Origin of the sequence: Alishewanella agri BL06 (assembly GCF_000272005.1) — a bacterium.
GTDB classification, from domain to species: Bacteria; Pseudomonadota; Gammaproteobacteria; order Enterobacterales; family Alteromonadaceae; genus Alishewanella; species Alishewanella agri.
Genome location: NZ_AKKU01000001.1, coordinates 445,819 through 458,790, shown reverse-complemented (window position 1 = coordinate 458,790; position 12,972 = coordinate 445,819). Strand labels below are relative to the sequence as shown.

The 12,972-nt window shown below is 51.9% G+C and carries 13 protein-coding genes; 6 read left to right on the top strand and 7 right to left on the bottom strand.

The window, feature by feature from the left end; genetic code table 11:
• Positions 1–84 precede the first annotated feature (84 nt).
• The 3 genes from AGRI_RS02215 to astA form a co-directional block, all read right to left on the bottom strand.
• Positions 85–663: a sugar O-acetyltransferase gene (locus AGRI_RS02215; protein ID WP_008983387.1), complete on the bottom strand. Its 579-nt coding sequence runs from the start codon at positions 661–663 to the stop codon at positions 85–87.
• 111 nt (positions 664–774) lie between these two features.
• A complete protein-coding gene (locus AGRI_RS02210) occupies positions 775–1,578 on the bottom strand; it encodes a DUF1338 domain-containing protein (protein ID WP_008983386.1) in 804 nt (267 codons plus the stop codon).
• 56 nt (positions 1,579–1,634) lie between these two features.
• Positions 1,635–2,663 (bottom strand): arginine N-succinyltransferase, encoded by a 1,029-nt coding sequence (gene astA, locus AGRI_RS02205; RefSeq protein ID WP_008983385.1) that lies wholly within the window; start codon positions 2,661–2,663, stop codon positions 1,635–1,637.
• Between the two features lie 85 nt (positions 2,664–2,748).
• On the opposite strand from astA, the gene AGRI_RS02200 reads away from it, so the two are divergent.
• The 5 genes from AGRI_RS02200 (at position 2,749) to AGRI_RS02180 (ending at position 7,240) form a co-directional block, all read left to right on the top strand.
• A complete protein-coding gene (locus AGRI_RS02200; RefSeq protein WP_474368106.1) occupies positions 2,749–3,231 on the top strand; it encodes an Lrp/AsnC ligand binding domain-containing protein in 483 nt (160 codons plus the stop codon).
• Between the two features lie 158 nt (positions 3,232–3,389).
• Positions 3,390–4,391, top strand: a complete 1,002-nt coding sequence (cysP, locus tag AGRI_RS02195; RefSeq protein WP_008983383.1) for a thiosulfate ABC transporter substrate-binding protein CysP — start codon at positions 3,390–3,392, stop codon at positions 4,389–4,391.
• Positions 4,391–5,227, top strand: coding sequence for a sulfate/thiosulfate ABC transporter permease CysT (gene cysT / locus AGRI_RS02190; RefSeq protein WP_008983382.1), 837 nt, complete (start codon positions 4,391–4,393; stop codon positions 5,225–5,227). The genes cysP and cysT overlap by 1 nt, the downstream gene beginning before the upstream one ends.
• Positions 5,224–6,039 carry a sulfate/thiosulfate ABC transporter permease CysW gene (gene cysW, locus AGRI_RS02185; protein ID WP_008983381.1) on the top strand — a complete coding sequence of 272 codons (816 nt, stop codon included), beginning with the start codon at positions 5,224–5,226 and terminating at the stop codon, positions 6,037–6,039. Before cysT ends, cysW begins: the two co-directional genes overlap by 4 nt.
• Before the next feature lie 136 nt (positions 6,040–6,175).
• On the top strand, positions 6,176–7,240 hold the full coding sequence (locus AGRI_RS02180; protein WP_008983380.1) for a sulfate/molybdate ABC transporter ATP-binding protein: 1,065 nt from the start codon (positions 6,176–6,178) through the stop codon (positions 7,238–7,240).
• 88 nt (positions 7,241–7,328) lie between these two features.
• On the opposite strand, the gene AGRI_RS02175 is transcribed toward AGRI_RS02180, so the two are convergent.
• From AGRI_RS02175 to AGRI_RS02160, 4 genes are all read right to left on the bottom strand, one after another.
• Positions 7,329–9,338: a bifunctional metallophosphatase/5'-nucleotidase gene (locus AGRI_RS02175; RefSeq protein ID WP_008983379.1), complete on the bottom strand. Its 2,010-nt coding sequence runs from the start codon at positions 9,336–9,338 to the stop codon at positions 7,329–7,331.
• A 42-nt stretch (positions 9,339–9,380) separates the two neighbouring features.
• Positions 9,381–9,797 carry an HIT family protein gene (locus AGRI_RS02170; protein ID WP_008983378.1) on the bottom strand — a complete coding sequence of 139 codons (417 nt, stop codon included), beginning with the start codon at positions 9,795–9,797 and terminating at the stop codon, positions 9,381–9,383.
• Positions 9,798–9,949: 152 nt separating this feature from the next.
• Positions 9,950–10,801: an S-formylglutathione hydrolase gene (gene fghA / locus AGRI_RS02165; RefSeq protein ID WP_008983377.1), complete on the bottom strand. Its 852-nt coding sequence runs from the start codon at positions 10,799–10,801 to the stop codon at positions 9,950–9,952.
• A gap of 21 nt (positions 10,802–10,822) precedes the next feature.
• Positions 10,823–11,941, bottom strand: coding sequence for an S-(hydroxymethyl)glutathione dehydrogenase/class III alcohol dehydrogenase (locus tag AGRI_RS02160; protein ID WP_008983376.1), 1,119 nt, complete (start codon positions 11,939–11,941; stop codon positions 10,823–10,825).
• Positions 11,942–12,076: 135 nt separating this feature from the next.
• Here AGRI_RS02160 and AGRI_RS02155 point away from each other — a divergent pair, with 135 nt between their 5' ends.
• Entirely contained in the window at positions 12,077–12,949 is an 873-nt protein-coding gene (locus AGRI_RS02155) for a LysR family transcriptional regulator (protein ID WP_008983375.1), read from the top strand.
• Positions 12,950–12,972: the final 23 nt, after the last annotated feature.

Here is a 12,972-nt window from a genome sequence, read left to right as displayed (position 1 = left end):
CGCGAACAAAATCTAAGCAGAAAATGTCAACACGCCCTAGCATTTTCTTACGCGATTGGGCCAGACAAAGATTAAAAAGTTCAGCTATTTATTTACATTCATTTCACTTAACGTCAGCTCGCGGATCACCTTACACGGATTGCCTGCCGCCAGCACCCGCGCTGGTAGGTCGCGCGTTACCACACTGCCCGCGGCGACCACGGTTTGCTCGCCAATGGTTACGCCGGGGCAAATAATCACTCCACCACCCAACCAGACATCATCGCCGATAGTAATAGGCCTGGCCTGCTCAATACCCGTTCGCCGCTGTAGCGCATCCAGCGGATGATTGACGGTATAAAACTGCACGCCGGGTCCAACAAAAACGTAATTACCGAGAGTAACCGGCGCCACATCGAGGATGGTGCAGTTAAAGTTTAAAAATACCTGATCGCCCAGGCTGATATGTTTGCCATAATCACAGTGCAACGGTGGCTCGATAAAGACATCTTTTCCCACAGCACCACAGAGCTGCTGCAGTAAACGCCGGCGTACCTTGTGTTGCTCCGGCGTTGTTTTATTAAATTGCCAGGTGAGTTGCCGTGCGGCTAAACGTAATTCGCGCAGCGTTTTATCCAGCGGATCATACCAGTGGCCGCTGAGCATTTTTTCGTATTCGGTCATTGCTGCTCCTGTTGTTTTACTTAAGCTTAACACAGCAGCAGAGCGAAAATTTCATGAAAAAAAGCCCCTTTGAAAGGGGCTAAAGTGTTACTTTGGTTGGAACAGAGGGAATTAACGGGCGTTAGTGCTTTCAAAAATCTTATCAGCCGAGGCCGCAACAAAGCCGCTATACAGTAAGCCATTGGCCAGCGGATAACGGCGCGCGAATTCGTAGAAGCAACTTGGAATGGTGGCTTCGGTATCGCTGAATTTTACGGTGACCAAATCGGCCAGCGTGGATGATTGCTCCAGGTAGACTTCCGGGGTACCTTTAATCTCGCCGCCCGAGGTGTTGAGCAGGAAGCCGGCATCTTTTAATACCTGGTTGACTTGCTCTAAGCTGGCAAAATTCTGTAAGTCGTTGACGCTCACCGTGAAGTGATTAGCGCGGTAACCCCAGGCGGCCATCCAGGCAGCATATTCACTTTCTGCCAGTAATTTTTCATAGGTTGCCTGACTCACCTGCCAGTGGGTGCCGGAATACAGGAAATTATCGGCGGTTACGGCTTCGTCGGGTATTTGCGCCACTAATTGCTCAATGGTTTCACGCAGTTCAGCCGAGCATTTATCCAGCAGCAGCTCAGAAATAAACACCTTAGGTAAGGTACGGTCCTGATGCTCAAAGTGCTTGGCATAGAGCTTTTTCGCTTCGAAGTGATACTCGCCACACTCTTCATAACCCAGCGCCAGAAAATGCGCCGCCAGTTTATCCAGTGACACCTTGGGCAAATTAAAAGTACGCAGTGCAATATGATCGTTAATCACATCGTCTTGCTGTGATGAACCCAACAGCTGATGTACTTTTTTTGCCGACGGGGTTACCTGCAGGTAGTTTTGCCACAAATTCTCAAATAAGGCTTTTACATCAGTATGCATATCAACTCCGCTTCGGGTGCAAATTAAACAGGGCTAGTATAAAAGAATCGCGCGACTTAGCGCTGATCCAGATTAATAAAACGGGCAAAATCACCCTCTTGTAACGCTAGTGCGGTCGCAAACTGTGGGCTAAGCAGTAACTGCTGTTGCTCCGCACAATAACGAGCGCCTTTGCCAAAGCTGGCACGAAACCCCTGTAACGCAGTATTGGCTACTGCCAGTGTGTGCTCGCCGCTAACGTCGGTGATCCGTACCGGCACTTTACGGCTTTGTGCCACAGAACGGATCTCGGATAGCTGCGCTTCAACCGTTGGGCCGGCGTCAAATAAATCAATATAGCCACGGTGCCGAAAGCCTTCTTTTTCCAACATTTTCAATGCCGGAATGGTATTTTCATGCACCTTGCCAATGACCTGCTGTGCCGCCTGCGGTAACAGCCCGACATAAATTGGATGCCGTGGCATCAGTTCAGCAATAAAGGACTTTTTACCGACACCAATCAGCTTGTCGGCGGTCGGGAAATCGATGGTTAAAAATAACTGCTGTAACCAATTCCAGAACGGCGGTACGCCCTGCTCGTCAGTAGCGCCGCGCATTTCGGCAATCACCCGCTCCGAGAAACGTTGCGGATATTCTGCCATAAACAAAAACCGCACCTTAGACAGAAAACGCCCGGCATGATTGCGGCGATAACTCTCACGTAGAAACAGCGTACAGATCTCCGACGTGCCAGTGTAGTCATTACATAAGGTAAGGGTTTTTAATTGATTTAACACATTAAGTTCTGCGCTGTGGTGCATCACCGTATTCTGCTGAAAATGATACAGCGGTGTATGCAAGCCAACGGCGGCTTCGATGCCGGTAGTACCGACAATATCGCCAGTACTTTGATCTTCCAGCACAAACAAATAACCCTGATCACCAGGTGAGTCCACCGCCGCGGCAAAGCTATGTTCAGCATGCGCAATTTTTTGCCATAAGCGGGCATCATGGTCCGGTAATGACGTAAAACCCGGGCCGGATTCAATCGCAATTTGTTTTAACGCCGGAAAATCAGCAGCGGTAATAGGCCGGATCACTAACATCAAATAATGCCTCTTTCACAACGGGCGACTCAGGGCCGCAGCAATGTGGTTATTATAGTGAGCATAAAAATCAGAATGCAGTGGCATTTTATACAATTTAAGTAATAATTACGGCAAATCGACAAGGCAATTAATCAAAATGCTAAATAAAGAAGATGAAAAGCTGTTGGCGCTATTACAACGGGATGCCCGGGCCAGTATTTCTGACCTGGCGCGGGCGCTGGATCTATCGCGCACCACCGTGCAAAACCGCCTGCAACGGCTAACTGAGAGTGGCGTAATAAAGGGCTTTACCGTCGAGCTGGGCGAAAGTTATCTCAGTAACCTGGTATCGGCCCATGTCAGTATCAAGGTGAAACAAAAATTAACTGCCCGCACCAATATCGAACTGCGCCAATTACCACAAATCAGCGCCCTGTATGCGATCAGTGGTGAATACGATCTGATTGCGATAGTGCAAGCGCAAAGCACCGAACAATTAAGCCACCTGCTGGACGATATCGGTAACCTGGACGGCGTCGAGCGCACCAACTCCTCAGTAATCCTCGAAACCAAATTTAAACGCTAATTATCCACAGCACTCCGGTACCGGTAGGACCAGTTAAGTTCCCTGCTTTTTCGCTATATAGCCAGTCTGTATGCCTTATAACAAATTGAGCTTACTGCCACGCTTGTGCTAACAACTAAGCATATTAAACTAACATTAATTATTTTCAGGAGTAAGCCATGCGTAAATTGATCCTTGCTGCAACCCTGGTTGCATCCAGTCTGACTCTGGCAGGAGCCCAGGCGAAAGAATTACTGAACAGCAGCTATGATATTTCCCGCGAGTTGTTCGCTGAAATCAACCCGCTGTTTATTGCGCACTGGCAACAGCAACAGGGCGAAACCCTGACTATTAATCAATCACACGGCGGTTCGTCCAGACAGGCCCAGGCGATTATTCAGGGCCTGCGTGCCGATGTGGTGACCTTTAACCAAAGTACTGATATCGATATCCTCCATCAGCGCGGTAAGCTGTTACCGGAGAACTGGCGCGAGCGGTTACCGAATAATGCGTCGCCCTACTACTCCACGATGGCGTTTTTAGTACGTAAGGGTAATCCGAAGAATATTCAGGACTGGGCTGATTTGACCAAAGGCGATGTCAGCCTGGTGTTCCCGAACCCAAAAACATCGGGTAATGCCCGTTACACCTATCTGGCGGCCTATGGTGCTGCCAAACAACGCTTAGGTGATGAGGCCGCGCGTAGCTGGATGGTCGATTTTCTGCAGCGTGTCGCCGTATTCGACACTGGTGGCCGTGGTGCCACCACCTCTTTTATCGAACGGCAGCTAGGTGATGTCCTAATCACCTTCGAGTCAGAAGTAAACAATATTATCAAGCAATATCCAGACTTAGAGTTGCAGCGTGTGGTACCTGCTAACAATATTCTGGCGGAGTTTCCGGTAGCCTGGATTGATCGAAACGTCGCCCGCAATGGTACTGAGCAACAGGCAAAAGCTTATCTTGAGTACCTTTATAGCAAAGATGCACAGCAGGTATTGGCCCGCTATTTCTATCGGGTGCATCATCCTGACGTGGTAACGGCCACGGCCGACCAGTTCCCGCAAACGACGTTATTTACCGTCGAGCAGGTTTTTGGTAGCTGGGAACGGGTTAACACCGAACATTTCGGTAACAATGCCGAGCTGGATAAGCTACTGGCTGAAGGTCGCCGTCGCTGATGAGTGCGTGGCGCAGTAAAAGCGTACTGCCGGGCTTTACGATAAGCCTTGGCAGCAGTTTGTTTTTTATCGGTCTGGTGATCTTGCTGCCACTGACCGGTTTAGTGATCCAGGTTGCTGAGCTGAGCTGGCAAGATTACTGGGCAATTATAAGTGACCCACGCGTAGTCGCCAGCTATAAAGTCACGGCGTCGGCGGCGCTGGTCGCCAGTATCTTTAACTTATTTTTTGGTCTGCTGATGGCCTGGATCCTAACCCGCTATCGCTTTCCGGGGCGAGTGCTGCTGGATGGCTTAATGGATCTGCCTTTCGCCTTACCTACCGCTGTTGCCGGCCTGACGCTGGCTGCTTTGTTTGCCACTCAGGGTTGGTTTGGGCAGTATCTGGCGCTGTGGGATATCAAAGTCTCCTACACCTGGCTCGGCATTGTTGTGGCGATGGTCTTTACCAGCGTGCCCTTTGTGGTTCGCACAGTACAACCGGTGCTGGAAGAGTTTGGGCCTGAATACGAAGAAGCCTCGGCAACCCTTGGCGCCAGCCCCTGGCAAACCTTCTGGCATGTGATTTTTCCGGAAATCAAACCAGCATTATTAATGGGTACTGCCCTGTCCTTTACCCGCAGTCTCGGGGAATTTGGCGCAGTCATTTTTATTGCCGGCAATATTCCGTGGCAAACCGAAGTCACCTCGCTGATGATTTTTATCCGCTTACAGGAATTTGACTATGCGGCCGCAGCGGCCATTGCCAGTGTGGTGCTGCTGGTTTCATTAATCCTGTTGTTTGTGATAAATGGTATTCAGCAACGTTATCAGCATATTAGTGGAGCCTTAAAATGAGCAACACCACCGGCTCTGCTACTTGGTTGCGTCGCCTGCTGATTGGCACCGGCGTCACGCTCAGTGTACTGTTATTGTTAACGCCTCTACTGCTGATTTTTATCGCGGCTTTCGCCTCCGGCGTCGGCGGCATCATCAGCAACCTGCAAGATGCCGATATGCTGCACGCGATTGGCCTGACCTTGCTGGTTGCCGGTCTGACGGTACCCATTAATCTGATATTCGGTACCCTCATCGCCTGGTGTGTCACCCGCTTTACCTTTCCGGGTCGCCGTTTGTTGTTGACGTTGATTGATATTCCGTTTGCGGTATCACCGGTGGTCGCCGGTTTGCTATATCTGTTGTTGTATGGCAGTAACGGGCCTTTCGCTACCTGGCTTGATGCAGCCGATCTGCAGTTAATGTTCGCCTGGCCGGGCCTGGTGATGGTAACGGTGTTTGTGTCTTGCCCCTTTGTCGTCAAAGAGCTGGTGCCCCTGATGTCAACGCTCGGCACAGAGCAGGAAGAGGCCGCCGTGCTGCTGGGAGCGAGCGGTTGGCAGGTATTCTGGCAAATCACCTTCCCGAATATCCGTTGGGCGCTGTTATATGGTGTGATCCTAACCAATGCCCGCGCTGTGGGCGAGTTTGGTGCGGTATCGGTTGTCTCGGGAACGATTCGCGGCCAAACCAATACCCTGCCACTACATATTGAACTACTGCAACAGGATTACAACACCACCGGCGCCTTTATCGCCGCAGCATTATTAACGCTGATGGCAATCGCAACCCTGGTGGTAAAAGCCGTGCTGCAATGGCGTATGCACCGCTAACTTATCCACAGCACTCCGGTACCGGTCTGACCAGCATAAGACAATCGTCTTGCAAGCTTACCGGTTATAAGCAGCTCAGTCCGCTAACAGGTGATGACGGCTGTCTAACCAGGATGGTAATAATATTGAGGTTGTTATGAGTATCGGCATTGAACGAATCAGAAAAAGCTTTGGCAGTTTTGTCGCTTTGCAGGATATCAATCTGCAGCTACCCAGTGGCGAACTCACAGCATTGCTGGGGCCATCTGGCTCAGGTAAAACCACCTTGCTGCGGATCATCGCAGGTCTGGAGCAAGCCGACAGTGGCTTGATCCGCTTTAACGATGAGGATATCAGTCAGCGCCATGTTGCCGAACGTGGCGTCGGTTTTGTGTTTCAACACTATGCGCTATTCAAGCATATGACGGTATTTGAAAATGTCGCCTATGGCTTAACAGTCAAACCGAAGAAATACCGGCCAGCGAACGCGGAAATCGCTAAAAAGGTCCATAACTTGCTGGAATTGGTGCAATTAGGTTGGACAGCAGATCGCTATCCGGCGCAGTTATCCGGTGGCCAGCGCCAGCGCATCGCCTTAGCTCGGGCGTTGGCGGTGGAACCTAAGGTCCTGTTATTGGATGAGCCTTTTGGTGCACTGGATGCGAAGGTGCGGGCTGAACTGCGCCGCTGGTTGCGCCGATTACATGATGAAATTCATGTGACCAGCGTTTTTGTCACCCACGATCAGGAAGAGGCACTGGAAGTTGCCGATCGTATCGTGGTGATGAATAAAGGCCGCATTGAGCAACAAGGTACACCAGAGCACGTTTATGATAACCCGGCGAATCCCTTTGTTTACGAGTTTCTCGGCAACGTTAATTTGTTTCATGCCCGGGTAAAACAGGGCCAGAGTCAAATCGGTAATATAGCGCTGGCCTCACCTGAGTACAACAATCAGGACGAGCAACAAGGCTTAGCCTATGTGCGGCCACATGAGATTGATGTATTCAGCGCGCCACAAGCTGACGCGATTAAGGTCAAGCTCGATCTGATCACTATCGTTGGTCCGGTTGTGCGGCTGGAAGCGCTGGATGAAAGCACCGGGCAATTGATCCATATCGAATTACCGAAAGAGCAATTTAAAACGCTACAGTTACAGCAAGCTGATACCGCCTGGCTACTGCCACGCTATTCAAAAGTCTTCCTTGGCGAGGGTATTTAGTTATTCACCGCACTCCGGTACGGTTGCAGCTTGGTACCGGAGTGCTGTGGATAAACTGGTCAGACCGGTACCGGAGTGCTGTGGATAACTAGGGGAGTCGCTGCAAGGTGACAGTGGCTGGTCGCGGTTGTTGCCATAGCTCAGGATGAGCGCGCAGGTAATCGATAAAGGCCTGGGCAGCGGTTTTACAATCAGTACCGGACGCGGCACATGGCAGATTTTGGCTACTCGCATAGACGGGCTGAAAGGCCTGCTGACCACGACTGTCGGTACTGGCAACGACACGCTCCACCTCAAATGCTACCGGCTTACCCTGCACCATGATCAGATCACGGCGATCCGTTGCCAGCTGTTGCGCTTGCTGCAGGCGCTGCCAGCCATCATTGCCATTGGCCAGATAATTGGTTGTTGCCAGCCGGTAAAGCTTATCAGCTTGTAACGGTTGCCACTGCCCCTGCTGCAAAATTTCAACCTTTAAGGCAACGCCAAAATCCGGCGTTTCTTGTGCCAGATAACGCAGTTGGCTACTGTATGGGAACTTGCCGGCATGCGCCCCCGCCGGTAGCGTGGCGGCAATGGTTTGCTGCAATAACTCGATAATAGTCTGACCGGTCACCGTTAAGACACTCAGCGGCGCATCAAAAGGCAATACCTCCAGCCGGATATGGCCTTCAAATACTGCACCGGCTTCCAGGTTACTACGAATATTGCCGGCACCAATCAATGCCAGATCAACCGGTGCGCCCAGCTGCTGTTGTACCTCAGCGCTATTAAGCCACCAGTGCATCGCATCAGCGATATGCCCTGCCAGAACGGAGCCATGTTGATCACTGCCGCCCGTGCCGGGTAAGCGAACATGGTTAATCGTCTGTTCCAAACTACTGATTTGCTGGCCATAGGCCTGCAGCACCGCCGGTAAATACACGTCATTTAGTACCTGACGCAGCGCTGCATCCTCTTCAACCAGCGCCGTATTCTGCAGCGTCGCCACATATTGCAGCAAACCTTGCTGCGCTGCACCGCTCAGTCTCTCGTCCGGATTACGCATCGCATTCGGGAAAAAATCGCGACTGGCTAAAATGGTATTTTGTCCCTGACAGCTGCTAACCTGCCCCGACCGATCAAACTGCACTGTCAGCTGTCCAATGGCCTGCGCAAACTGTCCGGCCTGCACCACACAAGTGCTGCCGATCCCATCCGGATTACTGATACTGGCCGCATAAGGCCCTTGTTGCCCAAGGTACCAATGCCGGAAATCACCCAGTAGTGAATGCGAATGGCCACCGACAATCACATCAATGCCATTCACCCGCGCTGCCAGCTCCAGATCGCGTTGGTTACCCAGATGAGTTAGCGCGACGATATGCTGCACCCCCGCTTGCTGCAGGGCATCGACCGTGCGCTGTGCTGCGCTGACTTCGGCTTCAAATATCAGGGCACCGGTATCCGGCACCATGGTGCGCATATCCTCAAGCGCCAGGCCAAATACCGCGATCACCGGCGCCCCTGCTGCCGCTTCTACTGACGGGATCCGCTGCCACTTAAGCTCCTGTAACCGATACAACTGATAGGCTTTTAAATTCTGTACCGATGCTAACAGCGGCTCAGATTGCCGGTCGACGTTTGCCGCCAGCAGCGGAAAATTAATCCCGGCCGCGAACTCGGCCAATTTCGGCAGCCCGATATCAAATTCATGGTTACCCAACGCCATCGCATCGAGCTGCATCCGGTTTAAAATATCGATATTGATCTGATGTTCAAACAATTCAAAATAGGCGCTGCCTTTAAAGGCATCTCCGCCATGCAAAAATAATGACGGCACACCGGCTGCGGCAGCATCATCTTTCAGCTGTCGGGCCTTGGTTAGCAGCCGCGGGTGGCCACCGATAAAGGTATAGAATGTCTGCTCCGCTGGCGCCTGCAACCTTGCCGGCGAGGCATCAAACTGCGAGTGGGTGTCATTAATATGCACAATTTGTAGCGTTAGCCCCGGCTCGGGCTGGGGTGCAGTCTGCTTAATCTGGCTACAGCCGGCCAGCAATAATGCCAGCGAGCAGCTGGCGAAAAATGCCGGTATGCGGCGGCTATGCAAACTCATCCGTTATCTCTCACCTTGGTTACCACCTCAATTAAAACCGGCTTACTGTAAAGCGGCGGCAAGGCGTTCAGCCAGCGCTTTAATTTGCGCCATATCGCCCTGTTCGGCACCATGCGCCTTCAGTTTACTCAAATGCGCCGGAATGAGGTGAAAATGCAAATGCGGCACCGTTTGTCCGGCCTCAGCACCATTTAACTGCATCAGTACCACGCCTTGAACAGCCAACACCTGCTTCTGCACCGCCATCACTTTTTGCACCGTCGTCAGCAACGGCGCGGCAAACTGCAGCGGTAACTCCGCCAGGGTTTCGGCGGCGAATTTGGGGATCACCAGCGCATGGCCAGCCGCTTGCGGCATAATATCCATAAAGGCCAGGCTATGCTCATCTTCGTAAATCTTAAAACACGGCAGCTCACCGCGTAGAATTTTGGCAAACACATTATCCGGGTTATAGCTCATACCAGGCTCCATCTTGTAGTTTGAAAACAGCAGATAGCGAAAATTATGCCAGTAACTGTCGGCAAGAGCAGCAAATAGTTAGATAAAAAACCAAGCGCCAGGGCTATGCGCCCTGGCGCTTACATTTTCTCTCAGCTAAAACCCAGCTGTATCTAGGCAGCGCTAAGCCCCAGATGCCGGGCATGAAAACGCAGATGTTGTTCAATAAAGCTGGCGATAAAGTAGTAGCTGTGATCATAGCCCGGCTGTAAGCGGATTTCAGCCGGCGCCTGGCTTTGTTCCGCTGCGGCCAGCAGTGTCTCTGTACGCAGTTGCAGTGGATAAAACTGATCCGCCAAGCCCTGATCGACCAGAATCGGCAGCTTAGAACCCTGCGCGGCCAATAACAGTGCCGCATCATATTGCTGCCACCGCGTGCGATCCGCGCCCAGATAACCAGTCAGCGCCTTAATCCCCCACGGACAATCACTGGGATGACAGATCGGCGAAAACGCCGAAATGCTGCGATAGCGGTTACTATTACGCAGGCCAATTACCAGTGCACCATGACCGCCCATCGAATGGCCACTGATGGCGCGGTCTGCCGTCAGTGGCAGCTCCGCTTCCAACAAAACAGGCAGCTCCTGTACGATATAATCATACATCTGGTAATGCCTGGCATAAGGCGCTTCGGTAGCGTTAACGTAAAAGCCGGCACCTAAACCAAAATCATAGGCACCAACCGGATCATCAGCCACGCCTTCGCCACGCGGGCTGGTATCGGGGATCACCAACGCCATCCCCAATTCCGCCGCGACGCGCTGCGCCCCGGCTTTAGCGGAGAAATTCTCATCGGTACAGGTTAAACCCGACAGCCAGTACAAGGCCGGCACCCGCTGATGCTCTGCTTGTGGTGGCAAAAATACCGAGAACTGCATCTCACAGTTAAGCACCTGCGACTGATGGCTAAAGCGCACCTGCCGCCCTGCAAAACAACGCTGCTCACTGACCTGATTCAAACTCATCTTTGCTCCCCGCACGCTAACTTAGAAGTGAATAACGGTACGGATCGACTTACCCTCATGCATCAAATCGAAGGCTGTATTAATCTCCTCCAGTGGCATGGTATGGGTGATAAAGGTATCCAGCTCAAACTCACCGTTCAGATAACGCTCAACATAGCCTGGTAACTCACTGCGGCCTTTTACGCCACCAAAGGCCGTACCGCGCCAGACACGGCCGGTCACCAGCTGGAATGGCCGGGTTGAAATTTCCTGGCCGGCACCGGCAACACCGATAATAATCGACTCGCCCCAGCCCTTATGACAGCATTCCAGCGCCGAGCGCATTACATTGACATTACCGATACACTCAAAGGAGAAATCGACGCCGCCATCAGTCATCTCGACGATAACCTCCTGGATTGGCTTATCAAATTTCTTCGGGTTAACCACATCAGTGGCACCGAGTTTTTTCGCGATATCAAATTTATCTTCGTTAATATCAATGGCGATAATGCGGCCGGCTTTGGCCATCACTGAGGCAATGACCGCCGATAAGCCGATGCCGCCCAGCCCAAAGATCGCCACCGTATCACCCGGCTTTACCTTAGCAGTATTAAATACCGCGCCCATACCGGTAGTAACACCACAACCGAGTAAACAGACTTTCTCTAACGGGGCTTCTTTATTAATTTTCGCCAGCGAAATTTCCGGCAACACGGTGTACTCAGAAAACGTCGAGGTGCCCATATAGTGATAAATCGGCTTGCCGTCTTTCGAGAAACGGCTGGTGCCATCCGGCATCAGGCCCTTGCCCTGCGTGGCACGGATCGCCTGGCAGAGGTTGGTTTTACCCGATAAACAGAACTTACACTTACCACATTCCGGCGTGTACAGCGGAATCACATGATCGCCAACGGCAACTGAGGTCACACCTTCGCCCACCGCTTCAACAATACCGCCACCTTCATGGCCCAGAATCACCGGGAAAATCCCTTCCGGATCTTCGCCGGACAGCGTAAAGGCATCGGTATGACAAACGCCACTGGCGACAATGCGCACCAATACTTCGCCTTTTTGTGGCGGCATTAAATCTACTTCTTCAATTGATAACGGTTGGCCTGGTCCCCAGGCAACAGCGGCACGGGTTTTGATCATTTGCATTGTTAGGTCCTTGGTGTTGTTTCAGAAAAACCACTACTGACACTATAGCGCACTTGCGATTGTTTCCATATAGCGCGGAATAACGCTAAAATACAAAGCAGTTTTTCATATATGTAATAATTAATGAGGCAGCCAGTGAGTAATTGGCAAGGGATCAGCGAATTTGTAGCGGTCGCCGAACAACAAAGCTTTACCAAGGCTGCCCGCCAGCTTGGGCTTTCCGTGGCACAGGTTAGCCGCAATATTGCTGCACTGGAGCAACAACTGGCGCTCAAACTGTTGTACCGTTCTACCCGCAGCGTCAGCCTGACAGCAGAGGGTTTGTTGTATTTACCGCATTGCCGGCACTTGGTCAGCAGCCTGGCCGAAGCCAACCGCGCTATGGCCAATCTCACTGCGTCACCGCGTGGCCTGTTAAAAGTCACTGCGCCGGTATTTTATGGTGAAACCCGGCTCTCACCGCTATTAAACCGCTTTTTACAACGCTATCCGGAACTGGAGTTAGAGCTGGTGCTAACTAACGATAAACTGGATCTGGTGCAAGGTGGCTTTGATCTGGCTCTGCGCCTCGGACAACTTAGTGACTCAAATTTGATTGGCCGCCGCTTAGCCAGTCGTCGCCAGTATCTGGTCGCCTCGCCTGCTTATCTGGCGCGGCATGGCACACCGCAAGCGCTGGCTGATTTAGAACAGCATCAATGTCTGATTGGTACAGTCAATATCTGGCGTTTTGCTGAACAGCAAAAAACGCTGCAATACCGGCCCCGCGGCCGTCTGCAGTGTAATAGTGGTTTAGCGCTAAAAGATGCCGCTCTGTGTGGCCTTGGATTAGCGCAGCTACCGGACTATTACATCAGCGACGAGCTGGCCAATGGCAGCCTGGTTGAAGTGCTGGCCGCCTACCGGCAACCGGATGACGGCATTTGGGCGCTGTATCCACAAAACCGGCATTTATCAGCAAAAGTGCGCCAGTTGGTCGATTATCTGGCCAGTGAACTGGCAAGCTGAGCAATCAGCTAGTGCCGGTGGCA

Bases quoted from the DNA above. Each gene is read 5' to 3' on its own strand.
- AGRI_RS02215 (WP_008983387.1), bottom strand. From the start codon at position 663: ATGACCGAATACGAAAAAATGCTCAGCGGCCACTGGTATGATCCGCTG.
- AGRI_RS02210 (WP_008983386.1), bottom strand. From the start codon at position 1,578: ATGCATACTGATGTAAAAGCCTTATTTGAGAATTTGTGGCAAAACTAC.
- astA (WP_008983385.1), bottom strand. From the start codon at position 2,663: ATGTTAGTGATCCGGCCTATTACCGCTGCTGATTTTCCGGCGTTAAAA.
- cysP (WP_008983383.1), top strand. From the start codon at position 3,390: ATGCGTAAATTGATCCTTGCTGCAACCCTGGTTGCATCCAGTCTGACT.
- cysT (WP_008983382.1), top strand. From the start codon at position 4,391: ATGAGTGCGTGGCGCAGTAAAAGCGTACTGCCGGGCTTTACGATAAGC.
- cysW (WP_008983381.1), top strand. From the start codon at position 5,224: ATGAGCAACACCACCGGCTCTGCTACTTGGTTGCGTCGCCTGCTGATT.
- AGRI_RS02180 (WP_008983380.1), top strand. From the start codon at position 6,176: ATGAGTATCGGCATTGAACGAATCAGAAAAAGCTTTGGCAGTTTTGTC.
- AGRI_RS02175 (WP_008983379.1), bottom strand. From the start codon at position 9,338: ATGAGTTTGCATAGCCGCCGCATACCGGCATTTTTCGCCAGCTGCTCG.
- AGRI_RS02170 (WP_008983378.1), bottom strand. From the start codon at position 9,797: ATGAGCTATAACCCGGATAATGTGTTTGCCAAAATTCTACGCGGTGAG.
- fghA (WP_008983377.1), bottom strand. From the start codon at position 10,801: ATGAGTTTGAATCAGGTCAGTGAGCAGCGTTGTTTTGCAGGGCGGCAG.
- AGRI_RS02160 (WP_008983376.1), bottom strand. From the start codon at position 11,941: ATGCAAATGATCAAAACCCGTGCCGCTGTTGCCTGGGGACCAGGCCAA.